13 protein-coding genes and 1 tRNA gene are annotated in these 17,952 nt (G+C 68.5%); 11 read left to right on the forward strand and 3 right to left on the reverse strand.

Features of this window, described 5'->3' with window-relative positions; translation table 11 throughout:
• Positions 1–51 precede the first annotated feature (51 nt).
• The 3 genes from ACFW0G_RS16085 (at position 52) to ACFW0G_RS16095 (ending at position 2,100) form a co-directional block, all read left to right on the forward strand.
• A complete protein-coding gene (locus ACFW0G_RS16085; protein WP_378326010.1) occupies positions 52–393 on the forward strand; it encodes a hypothetical protein in 342 nt (113 codons plus the stop codon).
• A gap of 34 nt (positions 394–427) precedes the next feature.
• Positions 428–1,006, forward strand: a complete 579-nt coding sequence (locus tag ACFW0G_RS16090; protein WP_378326012.1) for a hypothetical protein — start codon at positions 428–430, stop codon at positions 1,004–1,006.
• Positions 1,007–1,131: 125 nt separating this feature from the next.
• On the forward strand, positions 1,132–2,100 hold the full coding sequence (locus tag ACFW0G_RS16095) for a hypothetical protein (RefSeq protein WP_378326013.1): 969 nt from the start codon (positions 1,132–1,134) through the stop codon (positions 2,098–2,100).
• Here ACFW0G_RS16095 and ACFW0G_RS16100 read toward each other — a convergent pair.
• Positions 2,072–4,087 carry a hypothetical protein gene (locus tag ACFW0G_RS16100; protein ID WP_378326015.1) on the reverse strand — a complete coding sequence of 672 codons (2,016 nt, stop codon included), beginning with the start codon at positions 4,085–4,087 and terminating at the stop codon, positions 2,072–2,074. The two genes, ACFW0G_RS16095 and ACFW0G_RS16100, sit on opposite strands and share 29 nt — an antisense overlap.
• Positions 4,088–4,313: 226 nt before the next feature.
• Between ACFW0G_RS16100 and ACFW0G_RS16105 the strand changes: the two genes are divergently transcribed.
• Positions 4,314–5,858, forward strand: a complete 1,545-nt coding sequence (locus ACFW0G_RS16105) for a hypothetical protein (protein ID WP_378326016.1) — start codon at positions 4,314–4,316, stop codon at positions 5,856–5,858.
• Here ACFW0G_RS16105 and ACFW0G_RS16110 read toward each other — a convergent pair.
• Both ACFW0G_RS16110 and ACFW0G_RS16115 read right to left on the reverse strand, forming a co-directional pair.
• On the reverse strand, positions 5,848–7,974 hold the full coding sequence (locus ACFW0G_RS16110) for a tetratricopeptide repeat protein (protein WP_378326017.1): 2,127 nt from the start codon (positions 7,972–7,974) through the stop codon (positions 5,848–5,850). The genes ACFW0G_RS16105 and ACFW0G_RS16110 overlap by 11 nt on opposite strands.
• A 330-nt stretch (positions 7,975–8,304) precedes the next feature.
• Positions 8,305–8,387: transfer RNA gene (locus tag ACFW0G_RS16115), tRNA-Leu, on the reverse strand.
• A 126-nt stretch (positions 8,388–8,513) separates the two neighbouring features.
• Between ACFW0G_RS16115 and ACFW0G_RS16120 the strand changes: the two genes are divergently transcribed.
• The 7 genes from ACFW0G_RS16120 (at position 8,514) to pknB (ending at position 17,926) form a co-directional block, all read left to right on the forward strand.
• Positions 8,514–9,743 (forward strand): DUF3662 and FHA domain-containing protein, encoded by a 1,230-nt coding sequence (locus ACFW0G_RS16120; protein ID WP_378326019.1) that lies wholly within the window; start codon positions 8,514–8,516, stop codon positions 9,741–9,743.
• A gap of 102 nt (positions 9,744–9,845) precedes the next feature.
• Positions 9,846–10,310, forward strand: coding sequence for an FHA domain-containing protein (locus ACFW0G_RS16125; RefSeq protein ID WP_378326020.1), 465 nt, complete (start codon positions 9,846–9,848; stop codon positions 10,308–10,310).
• Positions 10,307–11,698, forward strand: coding sequence for a PP2C family protein-serine/threonine phosphatase (locus ACFW0G_RS16130; protein ID WP_378326022.1), 1,392 nt, complete (start codon positions 10,307–10,309; stop codon positions 11,696–11,698). Before ACFW0G_RS16125 ends, ACFW0G_RS16130 begins: the two co-directional genes overlap by 4 nt.
• Positions 11,698–13,173 (forward strand): FtsW/RodA/SpoVE family cell cycle protein, encoded by a 1,476-nt coding sequence (locus ACFW0G_RS16135; protein WP_378326023.1) that lies wholly within the window; start codon positions 11,698–11,700, stop codon positions 13,171–13,173. The genes ACFW0G_RS16130 and ACFW0G_RS16135 overlap by 1 nt, the downstream gene beginning before the upstream one ends.
• Positions 13,170–14,639 (forward strand): peptidoglycan D,D-transpeptidase FtsI family protein, encoded by a 1,470-nt coding sequence (locus ACFW0G_RS16140; protein WP_378326024.1) that lies wholly within the window; start codon positions 13,170–13,172, stop codon positions 14,637–14,639. Before ACFW0G_RS16135 ends, ACFW0G_RS16140 begins: the two co-directional genes overlap by 4 nt.
• Positions 14,640–14,642: 3 nt before the next feature.
• Positions 14,643–15,962 (forward strand): serine/threonine-protein kinase, encoded by a 1,320-nt coding sequence (locus ACFW0G_RS16145; RefSeq protein WP_378326026.1) that lies wholly within the window; start codon positions 14,643–14,645, stop codon positions 15,960–15,962.
• Positions 15,959–17,926 (forward strand): Stk1 family PASTA domain-containing Ser/Thr kinase, encoded by a 1,968-nt coding sequence (pknB, locus tag ACFW0G_RS16150; RefSeq protein WP_378326028.1) that lies wholly within the window; start codon positions 15,959–15,961, stop codon positions 17,924–17,926. The genes ACFW0G_RS16145 and pknB overlap by 4 nt, the downstream gene beginning before the upstream one ends.
• Positions 17,927–17,952: the final 26 nt, after the last annotated feature.

Consider the following 17,952-nt stretch of genomic DNA (forward strand, 5'->3'; position numbering starts at 1 on the left):
ACCGTGGGTGGTGCAGCGACCACGTCGACCACCGCCGCCCGAGGAGAGCCGATGCCCGAGCCCATCCTGATGGCGGTCGCGACCACGCTCGCGACCAAGGCCGCCACGACTCTCTTCGACCTCGTGAAGAAGAAGTTCTCCGGCGACAAGAACGCCGTGGCCACGCTGGAAGCGGCCGACGCCGACAAGCCCGAAACCGTCAAGGCGCTGGCCGAGCGGCTCGAAGCCGCCGAAAGCACCGACAAGGAGTTCGCGGAAGAGCTCCGGTCGGAATGGGAACGCGTCAACGTGCAGCAGCACGCGGAATCCGGCGGCGTCGCCAACCAGATCTCCGGCAACGTCAGCGGCAAGGTGCTGCAGGCAGGTGACATACACGGCAACGTGAGCTTCTGACCTCGCCCGCTTCCGCTCGGTAGCATCGCCCTTCGTGCCCACCCCGCCTTCGCTCACGCCGCGCTGGCGGACCGTGGCCACCGAACGCACCGTGCTCGCCATCGTGCACAACATCACCGCGGCGACCCGGCTGTTCGACGTCGTGGCGCTGTATGCGGGAGACCACCGCATCCAGACGGTGTTCACCTGCCCGGGTTCGAGCGCTTTCACCGCGGGAACCGAGGAATACCTCCGCAGCCGCGGAGTCACGGTGCTGCCCTGGCCCGACGCGATACGCACGACGTTCGACTGGGCGATCGCCGCGAGCTGGGGCGGCGACCTGCACGAAGTGCGCGCGCCGTTGACAGTTGTGCCGCACGGAATGGGATACAATAAATTCCTGGAAACCGGAAACCGGAAACCGGAAACCGGAAACCGGAAACCGGAAACCGGAAACCGGAAACCGGAAACCGGAAACCGGAAACCGGAAACCGGAAACCGGTTTTCGGGTTGTCGTCCCCGTGGCTGCTGCACAACGGTGTCCCGGTCGCCACGCATGTCATCCTCTCCCATGACGAACAGCTCGAAAGACTGCGTCAGTCCTGCCCGCCGGCCGTCGAACGTGCTGTCGTAGCAGGCGATCCCTGCCTTGACCGGCTCCAGGCCAGTCTTCTCCTGCGGGAAAGCCACCGACAGGCGCTCGGCGTCCGGCCCGCTCAGCGCCTCATCGTCCTTTCCTCCACCTGGGGCGATAAATCCTTGTTCGGCCGCACTCCCGATCTCCCTCGGAAACTCGCCGAACACCTTCCGCTGGATTCCTATCGGCTCGTCTTGGCGCTGCATCCGAACATCGGTCAAGGGCATTCGTCGTGGCAGCTGGAAAGGTGGCTCGACGACTGCCGGAACGCGGGTGTGCACGTCCTGCCGACCGAAGATCTCTGGCAGTCCGCTCTTGTCGCCGCGGACCTGACGATCGGCGACCACGGTTCGGTCACCTTCTACTCCGCTTGCCTCGGCACCCCGCTCCTGCTCGCGGAAGCCCCCGAAGACGCCGTCGATCCGGACTCCCCGATCGCCCGCCTGCTCCGTCGCGCCCCACGGCTCGGCGCCGACCCGCTCGGCTCCATCGAGCAGACCATCGCCGACCACGACCCGCGCCGCTACGCCGACATCACCGAGCTGGCTACCTCACTGCCCGGCAAGTCCGCGGAAACCCTGCGCGCCCTGCTCTACCGAGGCATGAACCTGACCCCGCCACCGCGGGCAGCCGCCTTCCCCACACTTCCCCTGCCTGCGCTTCCTGCGGCCACCCCGCCCGCGCTGTCGGTCCGGGTCACTGCTGGGGCGGTGACCCGCTATCCCGCCACGCCGCAGCCCCGGTGGGACGATGCCCAGCTCGTCGTCCACGCCGATGGAGCCGACGCCGGCCTGCTGGAACTCGCCGACGTCGTCATCGGCTCGGCGCGCACCGATCCACTGCACTGGGCCGGTGTGATGCTGCGCGCGCTTCCGGGCTGCCAGTGGGTCGCGACTCCGTCGAGCGACTCCTCGTGGCTGGCCGCGAGCGCGAGCGGCCTGGTGGTGGAGCTGACGGCCGACGGTGTCCCGGACGCCTTCGTCTCCCTGCTGGCCGCGTCGGACACCGCACCGCCGCCCGAGTTACGACTCGACGTCGCAGGGCACGTCTATACCGCGAAGGTCAGGACAATCCGTTCAGCCGGACCTTGATGTCGACCGCTTCTTCGGTGAACCCACGCAGCGCGTACACGTTCAACGCGTCCTCGAGATGCGACCGCGCGGTGGCCACGTCGCCACGCTCCAGCGCGAGATCGGCCTTCGCCTCACTCGTTTCGGCACGTTCCCGATGCCAGGCACTCTTGGCGGCGGCCACGGCAACCTCGTCGAGGATTTCGGCGGCCCGCACGAGATCCCCGGCCTCGCGGAGTTTCTTCCCCCGCCACAGGGCGACCTTGGCCTGGTTCAACGGTTCCTCGTCCGAGAACACAGCGGCTTCCAGCAGAGCCAGCGCCGTCTCCGGCTCCTCGACCTTGGCCAGGTGAAGCCGCGCAAGCGCGAGCCGACGCGCTCGGCCGATCTTCTTCGCCAGTTCGAGGTTCCCGCGCAGTTCCGCGCGAGCCTCCGCGATACGACCTTGTGCGAGCAGAACCAGGCCACGCGACTCGACGACCGTCGCCTCGGCCTCGGGTGAACCCGCTCGCATCGCGTAGTCCCCTGCTATGTCCAATAAGGACAATGCGTCGTCCCAGTCGCGCAGTTCCATCGCGGCGAACGCGCGCTGCACGGCGAGCACTGACGCCGCGAGATCATTCGACCAGGCCACGGCGGACTCGAAACCGAGCCGGTTCACGTCCGCCATCTCGAACGCGTAACCCCGCCGAAGGTGGATCGGCCACAACGCGAGACACAGCCGGACGACGTCCTCATGCGCGCCAAGCCGATGAGCCGCCTTCGCCGCTTCAACGAGGTTCACCCGCTCGGCGAGCAGCCACGCCACGGCTTCCTCCGAGGACCACTGGTGCGAAGCAGCCGGACGATCAGACCATATTTTCCCTACCCAGTCCCGAGTCTGGACAAGCGCCTGCGCCTCCCAGCCACGCCGGGCATACCAGGACACGATCTCGCGTAGCAGTTCATCGTCGGCGGCCTTGCTTCTGGCGTGGTCCTTCACCAGCCCGGAAACGAGATACCGCTCCTCCTGCGTTTCCTGCGCCAACCGCACCTTCACCAGCTCCGCGACGGATCCCTCGACCTCGTCACCGAGCACCGCGGTGAGCGCGGCGAACGCCATGTCGCCGCCGCCGGGATGGGCACCGAGCGCGAGATAGCACCGCCGCGCGAGCGGCGAAAGCCGGTCGAAGGCCAGATCGAACACCGCGTCCCGTGGCAGAGCTCGCACGACGCCACCACTACGTTCGAGACTGCGCAGCAACCGCGCGGGCTTCCAGTCCTCGTTCTCGGCGAACATCGACCCGATCACGTTGAGCGCGGCGACGGACCCCTCGCACATCGCGATCAGTTCGCCGACCGCCACGGGATCCGCGTCCAGCCGTGCGGAGTCCGCGAACTGCCCCAGCAGCGCCCGCGACGTCTCCGGCCCCAGTGGTTCGAGCGTGACGAGCGCGGCGCCGTGCCGCACCCGCACCCCGCCGAGGCCGCCCGCCTCGATCACCAGCACCAGAGACGGTCCCGGCCCCGGCAGCAGCACCTTGACCTGTGCTTCGGACAGGGCGTCGTCGATCACGAGCACGAGTTGCTTGCCGGTGCTCCAGTCGTGCCACATCGCCGAAAGGGCCTCGCCCGTCGCCGGAAGCCGTTCGTCCGCGAAGCCCGCACCACGAAGCAGCCGGACCAGCACGTCCTTGATCGGCAAACGGCCCAGTGGAGCCGAAAAATCGCCGTCGGGGAACTCGTCCCGATGCCGGTGGATCCACTCCCGGGTCAGCTCGGTGCGCCCGCTCCCCGGAGTACCGCGAATGATCGCCAGACAGGGCCGGTCCTTCTGCCGTCCGGCCAGCACCCGGTCCAGCTCCAGCAACTGGACCTCGTTGTTCGTGTAGTACGCCACGGGCGGGTCGTTCTGCCGGGCCACGGCCTTCGGCTCCTCCGGCGACCCGAAACTCACATTGCCGTAGATGTTGTGTGCCTGGACGACGATCCGCGCCTCGCCGCCGAACTCGTTGTGCTGATCGCCCACCCCTGACACCCCCGTCCCGGAGTAGCCCACGCTACCGCACGATCACGGTCCGTCACACCCTTGCGGTAATCCGGCAGGTCCATCGGGCACGATGGCTACAGTGGCCGGCAAGGCGGCAAGATCACGGGGAGGTGGTCGGATGACACACCGTCATCAAAACCGCCTCGTACCAAGGGATTCCGAGGCCGTCTGGGGAACTTTCGGTTGTGAGCGCACGGTCCTCTTCGTGGCGAGGACACTGACGTCGACCGCGCGGCTCCTCGAAGCCATGGACCTGTTCCGGAACGACTTCCGCGTCCGGGCCCGGTTCACCATCAGCAACGGCACCCGATTCGCCGGTGGCGTCGAACAACTGCTGCACGACTCGGGTGTGCACGACATCGTGCCGTGGCCGAAAGTCAGGAAACTCGACTACGACCTGGCGCTCTCGGCGAGCGAGAACGTCGACGTCCGCGTGCTCACCAAACCCGTGCTCGTGCTGCCGCACGGACTCGGCTTCAACAAATACGTCCCCGATTCCGCCGACGGCGGCCTACGGCTGGCCGGGCTCCCACCCGCCGACGCGCTGCGGACCGGGCGGGTCAAGCTCTTCGTGAGTCATCCCGAACAGGTCGCCCAACTCGGCGCGGCGGCCGGGGAAACACAGGGCAACACCATCGTGGTGGGCGATCCGACCTGTGACAGATTGCTCGCGAGTGTCCCGCTGCGAGAGCGTTACCGGGCACTGCTGGGCACCGGCGGACGGCGCCTGGTGCTGGTCGCGTCGACGTGGGGCGAGTCGTCGATCATCGGCTCCTGGCGGACGTTGCCCCGCCGCCTGCTTGCCGAGCTTCCCGCCGACGAATACCAGGTCGCCCTGGTGCTGCATCCGAACGTCTGGGCCTGGTACGGCCCCGCCGATCTGCAAGTACTGCTGGCCGACGCGCTGGACGCCGGGCTCCGGCTGATTCCGCCGCACCGCGGCTGGCACGCGTTGCTGGTCGCCGCCGACCAGATCATCACCGACCACGGCTCGATGGGGCTGCACGCGGCCGCGCTGGACAAACCACTGTTGCTGTCGAGCGCCGAGCCGGACACCGTCGCCGGGAGCCCGGTCGCCGAACTCGCCCGGATCGGCGACCGGCTCGAACCGGCCGATGACCTGCGGGAGCAGCTCTCGCGGAATGCGGCCGCACACGCGCCGGGACGTTTCGAGGCGGTGACGTCCCGAGTTTTCGCCCATCGCGGCAAGGCCACGGAACGTCTGCGCGACGAGGTGTACCGCCACCTCCCGTTGAGTCCGCCCGCAGCGGATCCGCCGCTGCTACGCGCACCGGATCCCGAACCCGAATACCGCGATGTCACGGCTTTCCGGGTTTCGGGCAGGCTCACCGGAGACGTCGTCGCGCTTTCCCGGTATCCGGCGTCCGTCCGGCCGGAAAGTGACAATCGCCACCTCGTCGTCGAAGAGAGCGAAGCGAATCTGCGGCTCCCGGAACGCGCGACCGTGCTGGTTCGTGCCCGATCCACCGAAACCGAAGACGCCTGGGCGTGGACGGAGTCGATACTGACCGCGTATCCCTTCGCCCGGCTCGCCGCGGCCGCCACCGTGGACGGATGTGTCGTACGCACCCGGCACGCACAGCGAGCCGCGATTTCTTCGTCGGGCGACGCGGCCGCTCTCGGTTCACTCGCCTATGTATTACTGGCGAACCGCCAATTCGCGAACACCGTGGTGACGCTTCGGATCGGGAAGGCGGAGCACACGGCCTCCGTCACCGTCATTCGCTGAACTCGCGGAGCCGTTCGGCGACCTCCGCGACCCTTGGACTGCCCAGCTCGCCCAGCAGATCCACGGCCCGCGTCAGGGACCGGCGAGCAACGTCGCGATCGTCCGACACCGTCGCGAGCATCTCGTGCGCACCGGCTTCGTAGAACTTGTACCCACCGGCTTCGAGCACGGTGATCGCTTCTCGCAGGGTCTCGACCGCGGCCGCCGGTTCGCCCAGGTCCACGCGGACCCTGCCGAGTTCGGTCAGCGCGCGTCCCGCCATCCGGGCGTTGGGAACCGCTCGGATGAGCGGCAGCGCCCGCTCGAGAGTTTCGAGCGCGACCTCGGGCTGCCCGGCAGCGCGCTGGGAACAGCCGAGGAAGTACATGACAAAGGCCACACCGCGCTCATCGTGCTCGCCGGTGAACAGCTCGATCGCCTTTTCGTAGGCGCCGAACGCGTTCGGCCAGTCGGCACGACGGTGGTGGTAGCGGCCGTACAGCTCCCAGATGGACGCGATCAGCCGCGCCTCACCGGTTTCTTGGGCAAGTGCGAGCGACTCCGCCAGCTCGGTGGCGATCTTGTCGAGATCGTTCGACGCGCGAGTACCGAAACTTCGCAGCCGAGCCTCGGCGCCGGCGTTCCCCGCGAGCCTCGCCTCCCTCCCACCGAGTTCGGCCGACTCGGCCCAGTCGACGAGGTACCTGCAGGTGAGGTACAGGGCCGAGGCTGCTTCGGCGAGCTGCCACGCGATGTCGTGCCAACGGTGTTCGGCGGCGGCGCGCATCATCGCGACGAGGTTCGCCCGCTCGGCGTCCAGCCAGGCCAGCGCCACCTTTTCGGCTCCGGCGAACGGGTTTTCGGTAGTCAGCAGCGCGTCGTGGCCGGTGCACCGGAAGCGGCCGGGACCGAGCATCGTCAGGTCCGCCCACGCCGCCCTGACCAGCAGCCACCTCGCCGTCCGATGCAGCGCCTTCTCGAGTTCGGCAGCTTGTTCCTCGACGCTCGCGCGTTCCCGGGCGTACCGCGCCACCAGCGCATGGAGGTGAAACCGGCCGTGGGTGTCCTCGGTGAGCAGACCGGCCTGCAGCACGAGGTGCTCCAGCAGTTCCTTCGCCTCCCTGACGGAGATGTCCGCCGTCACCGCGGCCATCTCGGCACTGAAGTCCGGCCCGGGAAGCACTGACAGCAGGCGATACAGCCTGGCGACATCGGCAGGGAGGTCGGCGTAGGCCACGGAGAAGACGGCCGACACCTTGTCGCGTCCCGCCGCCCGGAACGCGGCGAGACCGTGGGCCGAGATCTCTTCGTGCAGGGCTGTCACGCTCAAGCCCGGATGCGTCCGCAGCTTCGCCGCCACGACGGTCAAGGCGACCGGCAAACCGCCACAAAGCCGGACGAGGTCCGACACGGCTTCCTGGTCGCCGGACAGATCGCGACGGCTCAGCTCGGCGACGAGTTTCGCGCTGTGCGCCGCGTCCAGCGGTTCGAGCGGCACCAGTTCGGCCCCCTCGTCGAACAGGTCGCTCAGCTGGGAAGTACCCGCGACCAGTACCGCGCTGCCCGGCGCCTTCGGCACGAACGGCAGCACTTGCGCCGCGTCGGTGACTTCGTCGAGCACGACGAGCACGGGTTTCGCCGAGGTCTTGGTGCGGAACAGGCCCGCTCGTTCGCCGAGTCCGGCGGGAATGACTTCGGGCTCGACGTGGAGTGCCCGCAGGAAAGCCGCGAGAACGTCGTTGACGCCGGTCACCGGCCCGCTGGTGGTCTCGCGGAAATCGGCGTACAGCTGCCCGCCGGGAAACGCGCCGAGCCGCTCGGCGACCCGCAGCAAGAAGGAACTCTTCCCGACGCCGGGCGTCCCGTGGACCGCCACGATGACCGGCCGACCGCCACCAGCCCGATCGACCAGGCTCCCCGCGAACTCCAGCTCGGCCTCACGATTGACGAAGTGCCCGACCCGCACCGGCACCTGCTGCGGCGCCTCGGCCGACGCCCCCTCGCCCGACGCCCCGAACCGCACATCGCCGTAAACGGCCCCGACCTGCACAACGTTCCGAGCGCTCCCGCCCATCTCGTTCCGCACCCCGTCGCCGCTCTCCCCCACCAGCCCGCCCCTCGCCCGACTCCACGTCACGACCTCCCCACCGTACGCACCCCCGCAACACCAAGAAAAAAGGCACAACAAGCCCCCAAAGAGGCACCCAAGCCCAGAAATCCCACCAAGGCGAGGGCCGCCAGGCCCTACGCCGAAACCGGTTCTCATCAAGGCCAGGGCCGCCAGGCCCGAGGCCGAACCCGACAAGCAAGAGTGCATCTCATCAAGGCCAGGGCCGCCAGGCCCGAGGCCGACGCAACCACGCTGGGTCGAGACAGACCGCACCGTGGGGGTCCGGGGGCTCGGCCCCCGGGAGAGGTCGGGACAACGGGAAAGGGCCCCTGGCGAAGCCAGGGGCCCTGAACAGCGTGCGCGAGGAGGGAGTTGAACCCTCACGTCCTTTCGGACACACGGACCTGAACCGTGCGCGTCTGCCATTCCGCCACTCGCGCGAGTCACTTTGACAGCTCGTACAGCTTAACAGGGGGTTTGAACGGGTTTCACCGGGGGTCGTGTCCAGCGGCGCTTACCCGGATAGGATCGGAGCGGAAGCAACAGGCGTGAGGAGGTTTGCCCCGGTGGGCCGCGTTGAGCGCTTTGACAGGCGCCTCGAGAACCTGGTGGGTAATACCTTCGCGCGCATGTTCGGTGGCAATGTCGTCACTCAGGAAGTGGCGGTTGCGCTCGAGCGGGAAAGCGAGGAGAACGTTCGTGAGCTGGCAGGCGGTCGGCAGCTCGCCCCGAATCACTACATCGTGTCGCTGGGGCAGGCTGATCACGAGCGCATGGCCGGTGACGAGCAAAGAGTCACCAGTGCACTGGCGAGGGCTGTGGCGGAACATCTCGCCGAGCACGGCTGGGACACCTATGGTGACGTCGTCGTGTCACTCGAGCGCAACGAGGCGCTGCATACTGGACAGTTCAAGACCCGTTCGTCCGTCGATCCCGACGTCAGGTCTCCTGACGCCGCCGGTTCGTCACGGTCGGCACTACCCAGCAACGCAGGAGACCCAGCAATGAGCCAGCCCCCCGGCTACGGCCAAGGCCAATACGACAAGGGTGACCCGTACGGCCAGCAGCAGCACGGCCAGTACGGCTACGGACAGCAGGGTGGCCAGCAACAGCCCGGGTACGACCAGGGCTATGGCCAGCAGGGCGGCTACGACCAGGGCCAGGGGTACGGGCAACCGCCGCAGCCCGGATACGACCAGGGTTACGGTCAGCAGCCCGGGTACGACCAGGGGTACGGCCAGCAGCAGCCCGGATACGACCAGGGCTACGGCGGGCAACAGCCCGGGTACGACCAGTACGGCGGCCAGCAGCAACCCGGGTACGACCAGGGGTACGGCCAGCAGCAGCCCGGATACGACCAGGGCTATGGCCAGCAGCAGGGCGGGTACGACCAGTACGGCGGCCAGCAGGGCGGCTACGACCAGTACGGCCAGCAGCAGGGATACGGCCAGCCCGCGGGCGACCCGTACGCGCAGCAGGGCGGCGGCTACGGCGGTGGCGCGCGGCAGCTGGCGGCGAGCCTGCAGCTGGACGACGGGTCGAACCGGACGTACTCGCTCAAGCAGGGCGGGAACGTGGTCGGCCGCGGTCAGGACGCCGACTTCCGGCTGCCGGACACCGGGGTCTCACGCCGGCATCTGGAGATCACCTGGGACGGGCAGAGCGCGACGCTGGCGGACATCGGGTCGACCAACGGAACCACGGTGAACGGCACGCCGGTGCAGACGTGGCAGCTCGCCGACGGCGACGTCATCCGCGTCGGTCATTCGTCCCTCGTGTTCCGAACCCAGGGCTGAGCGGCGGGCACTGAGTAGGTTCGGTGCAGAATTGCCCTTGCGGGCGTACTGCGGCGAACCGGCGTCGTGGGCTGCGTGCAGAGTCGGGAGCGGACACAACAAGTGCCAGAGCTGGTCGTTCAACTCACCAGGGTGGGCTTTCTCGTGCTGCTCTGGCTTTTCGTGTTCGCCGCGCTGCGGATCGTGCGTTCGGACCTGTACGCGGCGTCGGGGCTCCGGGTACAGGTGCCGAGCTTCCGCCGCACCAAGGACAAGAAGAAGCCACGCAGCAGCAAGGCACCGCAGCAACTGCTGGTGACCCATGGGGCGCTGGCCGGGACCAGGATCGCGCTCGACGGCAGGCCGATCCTGATCGGCCGCGCCGACGATTCGACGCTGGTGCTCGACGACGACTACGCCTCGACCCGGCATGCCCGGATCGTGCAGCGCGGGGAGGACTGGTACGTGGAAGATCTGGGCTCGACGAACGGGACCTATCTCGACCGGGCTAAGGTCACTGCACCCCTCCGGGTCCCGCTCGGAGTCCCCATCCGGATCGGCAAGACGGTGATCGAGCTTCGCCCATGACTCTCGTCCTCCGCTACGCGGCCCGCAGTGACCGGGGCCTGGTGCGTTCGAGCAACCAGGACTCCGTCTACGCCGGTCCCCGCCTTCTCGCGCTCGCCGACGGTATGGGCGGGCACGCGGCCGGTGAGGTGGCCAGCAAGGTCGTCATCGCCTCGCTCGCCCCGCTCGACGACGACGAACCCGGTGACGACCTGCTCGCCCAGTTGCGCGACGCGGTGGCCACCGGCAACGGCGCGATCGCCGAGCTGGTCTCGCAGGACCCCGACCTCGACGGGATGGGCACGACGCTGACCGCGGTGCTGTTCGCCGGCACCCGGCTCGGCCTGGTGCACGTCGGCGACTCGCGCGCATACCTGTTGCGCGGTGGGCAGTTCACCCAGATCACCCGCGACGACAGCTTCGTCAACGAACTGCTCGAACAGGGCCGGATCACGCCGGAGGAGGCCGCGGTCCACCCGCAGCGTTCGCTGCTGCTCAAGGCGCTGACCGGGCACGAGGTGGAGCCGAGCCTGACCGTGCGGGAGGCCCGCGCCGGCGATCGGTACCTGATCTGCTCGGACGGGCTGTCCGGGATGGTCAGCGACGAGACGCTGGCCGAGGCGGTGCAGATCGCCGACCCGCAGGAGTGCGCCGACCGGATGATCGAGCTGGCGCTCAAGGGCGGCGGCACGGACAACGTCACGGTGATCATCGCGGACGTCGTCGACGTCGACTTCGGTGAGGACGCCCCGATCGTCGGGGGCGCCGCCGGGGACGGCAGCGACGAACGGCACCAGGGCGATTCGCCCGCCGCGCGGGCCAGGGCGCTGACGCAGCCGCCGCAGCAGCCGAGACCGGAGCTGCCGCAGCCGCAGCAGGATCCGAAGGCGAAGCGCCGGAAGCGGTTTCGCTGGCTGATCGGCTCGCTGGTGGTGCTGATCGTGCTGGCCGCGGCCGCGATCGCGACCCGGTATTTCGTGCTGAGTCAGTACTATGTCGGCGAGGGAGCGGACGAGGAGGTCGTGATCTTCCGCGGCGTCCCCGGCAGCATTCTCGGCATCCAGCTGCACTCGTACGAGCAGGGTTCCTGCCCGCCGGGTCAGGTGTGCACGGCGAAGCTGCGCGTGCCGCAGTTGCAGGAAGACGCGCGGATCGCGGTGAAGAACGGCGTCAAGAAGGAAAGCCTCGACGACGCCCGCAAGTACATCGACGACTTCCTTCAGCGGCAGAAGCGGCTCAACGACTGCAAGCCGGCCGCGCCGGGTCAGTCCGGGCAGCCGACCCCCACGCCGAGCTCGGCGCCTCCGTCGTCGGGTGAGCCCACTCCCGCCTCGTCGTCGGCGAACCAGCCAGCGGGGAGGGACTGCTCGACGCCGAGTACGGCACCGACGACGGGAGGCGGTAACTGATGAGTCAGCAGCAGCTGGCCGACTCGGTGTCCGCCCAGTTCCAGACCAACCCGCCCCGCGAACTGCCCGGCAGGCGCAACGCCGAGTTGCTGCTGCTGGCGTTCGCGGCGGTGATCGTCACGCTCGCGCTGGTGATCGTCGAGGCGAACCAGGAGCAGGAACTCACCCTCACGATCCTCTGGCTCGGCCTCGCCTACCTCGGCATCCTGACCGCCGCGCACCTGGCCGTCCGCCGCTGGGCACCGAACGCCGACCCGGTGATCCTGCCGTGTGTCGCACTGCTCAACGGCATCGGCCTGGTGATGATCCACCGCCTCGACCTGGCGTACGAGGACCGCGCGACCGAGGCGGACGACAAGTTCAGCCCCGCCGTGCCCAGCCAGCTGCTGTTCACCGTCATCTCGCTGGTGCTGTTCGTGGCCGTGCTGATCGTGGTCAACGACCACCGCACGCTGACCCGTTACGGCTACACCGCGGGCCTGGTCGGCATCGTCGCGCTGATCCTGCCCGCGCTGCTGCCCGCGAGCATCTCCGAGGCCAACGGCGCGAAGGTCTGGATCAGGCTTCCCGGCTTCTCGATCCAGCCGGGCGAGTTCGCGAAGATCCTGCTGATCATCTTCTTCGCGTCGTTCCTGGTGTCCAAGCGCGATCTGTTCATGGTGGCGGGCAAGAAGATCGTGGGTGTCGAGCTGCCCCGCGCCCGCGACCTCGGCCCGCTGCTGATCGCCGCGATCGTCTGCATGGGCGTGTTCGCCTTCGAGAAGGAACTCGGCGCGGCACTGCTGCTGTTCGGCATCATCCTGGTGATGATCTACGTGGCCACCGAGCGGGCCATCTGGGTGATCGTCGGGCTCAGCTTCTTCGCGGTGGGCTGCGTGATCGCCTACAACCTGTTCGCGCACGTCCGGGTCCGGGTGGAGAACTGGATCGATCCGTTCGCCGACATCGACAACAAGGGCTACCAGATGGTGCAGAGCCTGTTCGGGCTCGGCACCGGCGGTATCGGCGGCACCGGCCTCGGCGCGGGACGGCCCGACATCGTGCCCGAGGCGAACACGGACTTCATCACCGCGGGCATCGGCGAGGAGCTCGGCTTCATCGGGCTCGCCGCGGTGCTGATGCTGTACCTGCTGATCGCGATGCGCGGGATGCGCAACGCGCTGGCCGTGCGGGACACCTTCGGCAAGCTGCTGGGCTGCGGGCTCGCGTTCACCATCGTCATGCAGATCTTCGTCGTCGTCGGCGGCGTCACGAAGCTCATCCCGGAGACCGGTATCACCGCTCCGTTCCTGTCCAAGGGTGGCTCGTCGCTGCTCGCGAACTACATCCTGGTGGCCCTGTTGCTCCGAATCTCCGACGCGGCACGCAAACCGGCCGCGCGGCCGAAGCCACAGCAACCGCAGGCCCCGCTGGCCGAGGCGCACACCGTGATGGTGCAGCGCCCGCCGGTCGCCGGGGACGGGAGGGCCCAGTGAACACCCCCATGCGCAAGGTCGGCATCGCGATGCTGGTGATGGTGGTGCTCCTGCTCGGGAACGCGACCTACATCCAGGTGGTCAAGGCCGACGACTACCGCTCGAACCCGCGCAATCAGCGGGTGCTCTACGACGAGTACGCCAGGGAGCGCGGCCAGATCGTCACGCCGAACGGCACGGTGCTGGCCAAGGTCGAGAAGTCGAACGACAAGTACAAGTTCACCCGCACCTACACCGACGGGCCGATGTACGCGCCGGTCACCGGCTACTACTCGATCAACTACGGCTCCGGCGGGCTGGAACGCGCCGAGGACGACGTCCTCAACGGCTCGGACCCCCGGCTGTTCGTGCGGCGGCTCTCGGACATGGTCACCGGCCGCGACCCGCGCGGCGGCAACGTGCGGCTGACGATCGATCCCGCGGTGCAGAAGGCCGCCTACGACGGGATGATGAAGCACGGCTACACCGGCGCGGTGGTCGCGCTGGAGCCGAAGACCGGCCGCATCCTGGCGATGGTCTCGACGCCGTCCTACGACCCGAACAAGCTCTCCACGCACAGCGGCAAGGACCAGATCGCCGCGTGGGACTCGTACACCAAGAAGGACGACAAGAACCCGATGCTGAACCGGGCGATCTCGGAGTACTACCCGCCGGGTTCGACGTTCAAGCTGGTCACCGCCGCGGCCGCGCTCGAGGCGGGCAAGAAGCCGACCGACAAGATCGATACCTCGCCGAACACCAAGCTGCCCGGCACCGAAGTCACGCTGGAAAACTACGGGGGCGAGCCCTGCCCCGGCAGCACGTTCAAGGACGCGCTGGCGTACTCGTGCAACGTGCCCTTCGCGCAGATGGCCGGTGAGCTGGGCAAGGACAAGCTGAACAAGACCGCCGCGAACTACGGCATCGGGCAGAACAACATGACCGTGCCGATGAAGGTCGTGTCCTCCACGCTGGGTCCGCTGGACTCGCAGGGCGCGCTCTACCAGAGCGGCATCGGCCAGCGCGACGTCCGGCTCACGCCGCTGCAGGACGCCATGCTGTCGGCGACCATCGCGAACGGTGGCATGGCGATGACGCCGCAGCTGGTGCAGTCGGTGCTGGCGCCGGACCTGTCCACGATCGAGGATTACGCCCCGAAGGAGCTCACCGGAACGCCGGTGATGTCCAGTGAGAACAACGGGATCCTCAAGGACATGATGATCGCGTCCGAGGCCAACACCAAGGGCGGCGGCAAGAACCCGAAGATCCAGATCGCATCCAAGACGGGGACCGCCGAGCACGGCGTCAACCCGAAGCAGACCCCGCCGCACGCCTGGTACACCGCGTTCGCGCCGGCCAACGACCCGCAGATCGCCGTCGCGGTCATCGTCGAAAGCGGCGGTAACCGCGGGCTGGCCGCGACCGGTGGCTCGGTCGCCGCCGAGATCGGCCGCGCCGCGATCAACGCCAAGCTCGGGGGTGGATAGCGGATGCTGTCCTCGGGTCAGCTGCTGGCCGAGCGGTACAAGCTGACGAACCGGATCGCCGTCGGCGGGATGGGCGAGGTCTGGCAGGCCAGCGACACCAGGCTCGACCGGACGGTCGCGGTCAAGGTGCTCAAGGCGGAGCTCTCCGGCGACGCCGAGTTCCTGCACCGCTTCCGCACCGAAGCCAGGATGACGGCCTCGCTCAACCACCCCGGCATCGCCGCCGTGCACGACTACGGCGAGACGATCGCGGGCGAGCAGGGCACCGGGGACGAGCTGTCGATCGCCTACCTGGTCATGGAACTGGTCGAGGGTGACCCGCTCGCCGGGCTGCTCGCCAAGCACGGGCGGCTGTCGGCCGACTTCACCCTCGACATCCTGGAGCAGGCGGGCAACGCGCTGCAGGCCGCGCACGAACAGGGCCTGGTGCACCGAGACGTCAAACCGGGCAACATCCTGGTGACCCCGGCAGGGCAGGTGAAGATCACCGACTTCGGCGTCGCGAAGGCCGCCGACGCGGCACCGGTGACCCGGTCCGGGATGGTCATGGGCACCGCCCACTACATCGCCCCCGAGCAGGCGCTCGGGCACGTGGCCGAACCCGCCAGCGACGTCTATTCGCTCGCCGTGTGCGGGTACGAATGTCTCGCCGGGCACCGGCCGTTCCTCTCCGAGAACGCGGTGACGGTCGCGATGATGCACATCCGCGACATCCCGCCCCCGCTGCCTCCCGACGTCCCGCCGGGGGCCCGCGCGGTGATCGAGGCGACGCTCGTCAAGGACCCCCGCCAGCGCTATTCGGCGGGTGGCGAGTTCGCGAACGCGGTCGCCGCCGTCCGTGCCGGCCTCCCGTTGCCGACGCCGTCCGGGCTGGTCCAGGCGTCGTACCCGGCGAACCAGCTGCCGGTGCAGCCGTCGCTGGCGCCACCGGCCCCCCTGTCTCCACCCAACCCGATGGTCGCGATCGGTCCGCCGTCTCGCCCGGCCATGCACCCGGTGTCCCCGGCTCCCCGGCGCAGGAGCCAGTGGGGCTGGTGGGTGTTGCTCGCGGTGATCATCGTCGCTGTCCTCGCGGCAGGCGCGCTGGTCGCCATGAAGCTGGTCGGTTCGGGCAACGGAGCCCCGCCGCGGAACGTGGAGACGAATGAACCGGTTCCGGGCGGACAATCCCCCGCTCCCGCGCAGTCACTCGCGCCGACCATGTACCCCGTGGTCCCGTATGGCAGAGCGCCGGGCCGCGCGACATCGGGGTCGCGCGAAAACGACGGCCGGCAAGGCATCATGACCACATCTTGGACGGAATGGAACGGCATTCAGAGATGAGCACACCCAGACTGCTCTCCAACCGGTACGAGCTGGGCGACACGCTCGGCTACGGAGGCATGTCCGAGGTCCATCACGGCCACGACGTGCGCCTCGGCCGGGAAGTCGCGATCAAGATCCTGCGTGCCGACCTGGCCCGTGACCCGCAGTTCCTGGAGCGGTTCCGCCGGGAGGCACAGAACGCCGCCGCGCTGAACCACCCGGCGATCGTCGCGGTCTACGACACCGGCGAGGCGAACACCGAGTTCGGCCCGCTGCCGTACATCGTGATGGAGTACGTCGAGGGCCGGACGCTGCGGGACATCGTCAAGACCGAGGGCCCGCTGTCGCAGAAGCGCGCGATGGAGGTCATGGCCGACGTCTGCGCCGCGCTGGACTTCTCGCACCGGCACGGCATCGTGCACCGCGACGTCAAGCCCGCGAACGTCATGATCACCAAGAACGGCGCGGTCAAGGTGATGGACTTCGGCATCGCCCGCGCGATGCACGACGGCCAGTCCGCGATGACCCAGACCGCCGCGGTGATCGGCACGGCGCAGTACCTCTCGCCGGAGCAGGCACGCGGCGAGTCGGTCGACGCCCGTTCGGACGTCTACGCCGCCGGCTGCGTGCTGTACGAACTGGTCACCGGGGAGCCGCCGTTCACCGGGGACTCCCCGGTGGCCGTGGCCTACCAGCACGTCCGGGAGGACCCGAGCGCGCCGTCCACGGTGAACCCCGCGGTGTCGCCGGAGCTGGACGCCGTCGTGCTCAAGGCGCTGGCGAAGGGCCCGGCCAACCGCTACCAGTCCGCCGCCGAGATGCGTTCGGACCTGGTGCGCACGCTGTCCGGGCAGCGGCCGTCGGCGCCGATGGTCATGTCCGAGGACGAGCGCACCCAGGTCATGGACACCGACCGCCGGACGCAGGCGTACGACGACTACGCCGAACCGGAGGAAGACCCGAAGGCGAAACGACGACGCCGGATCTGGCTGGCGATCGGCGCGGGGGTGTTCGTGCTCGCTGCGGTGCTCGGCATCATGGCGCTGCTCGGTGCGTTCAACTACAAGTCGGAGGCCAAGCCCATCCCGCAGGTGCTGCACCAGCAGGTTGAGGTGGCCAAGGCCAAACTGCGCTCACAGGGCTTCACCAACATCGGCCCGGACAAGCAGGTCGTCTGCGGTGGCGCCCAGCCCACCGACGGCGGTCCGACCTGTACCGCCGACGACATCGGCAAGGTCGTCAAGATTGAGCCCGGCGAGGGGCAGAGCGTCCCGGTCGACCAGCAGGTGACGCTGTCCGTGGGGGCGAAGCCCGGCCAGACCAGCGTCCCCGACCTCAAGGGCAAGTCCCTCACCGACGCGGTGAAGGAACTCACCAACAGCAAGCTGCGGATCGGCAACACCACCGAGGTGGAGGTCAACGACCCGAGCCAGGCCGGAATGGTCCAGTCCCAGAACCCGGCGGCGGGCTCCTCGGTGGAACTCAACTCCACTGTGGACATCGTGGTCGGAAAGGCGCAGGGGAACAAGAACGCCCAGGACTACACCGGCCAGCAGTACTCCTCGGCCGCCGCCGCGCTCAAGGCCTCCGGATTCACGGTCAAGCGGGTGGACCAGGCTTCGGACAAGCCCGAGGGCGAGGTCATCAGCCAGAGCGCGAGCGGTTCGCTGCCGCCGGGCACCACCATCACGCTGGTCGTGTCGGACGGTTCGCAGCAGCAGATCACCCTGCCCGACCTGACCGGTCAGACTCCCGAGTCGGCACAGCAGTTGCTGCAGTCCAAGGGCTGGAAGGGCAGCTTCAACAAGCAGACGGATCGCTCCGGCAAGGGCGATCCCGGCACGATCGTGAAGACCAATCCGCAGAGCGGGACGCAGATCGGCAAGACCGCGACGGTCACGATCTTCGTCGCCGACAGCAACGGCAATCCGACGTCGTCGAGTTCGTCGACCTCAGGCCTGTTCCCGCCAGGCAGGCCCTGACGGCATGAGGTCCTGAGAAAGGCCCG

The sequence above is a fragment of the Amycolatopsis sp. NPDC058986 genome, from assembly GCF_042741125.1.
Lineage (GTDB): Bacteria > Actinomycetota > Actinomycetes > Mycobacteriales > Pseudonocardiaceae > Amycolatopsis.

Coding starts and splice junctions, on each gene's coding strand:
- ACFW0G_RS16085 (WP_378326010.1), top strand. CDS start 52: ATGCCCGAGCCCATCCTGATGGCGGTCGCGACCACGCTCGCGACCAAG.
- ACFW0G_RS16130 (WP_378326022.1), top strand. CDS start 10,307: ATGACTCTCGTCCTCCGCTACGCGGCCCGCAGTGACCGGGGCCTGGTG.
- ACFW0G_RS16135 (WP_378326023.1), top strand. CDS start 11,698: ATGAGTCAGCAGCAGCTGGCCGACTCGGTGTCCGCCCAGTTCCAGACC.
- ACFW0G_RS16145 (WP_378326026.1), top strand. CDS start 14,643: ATGCTGTCCTCGGGTCAGCTGCTGGCCGAGCGGTACAAGCTGACGAAC.
- pknB (WP_378326028.1), top strand. CDS start 15,959: ATGAGCACACCCAGACTGCTCTCCAACCGGTACGAGCTGGGCGACACG.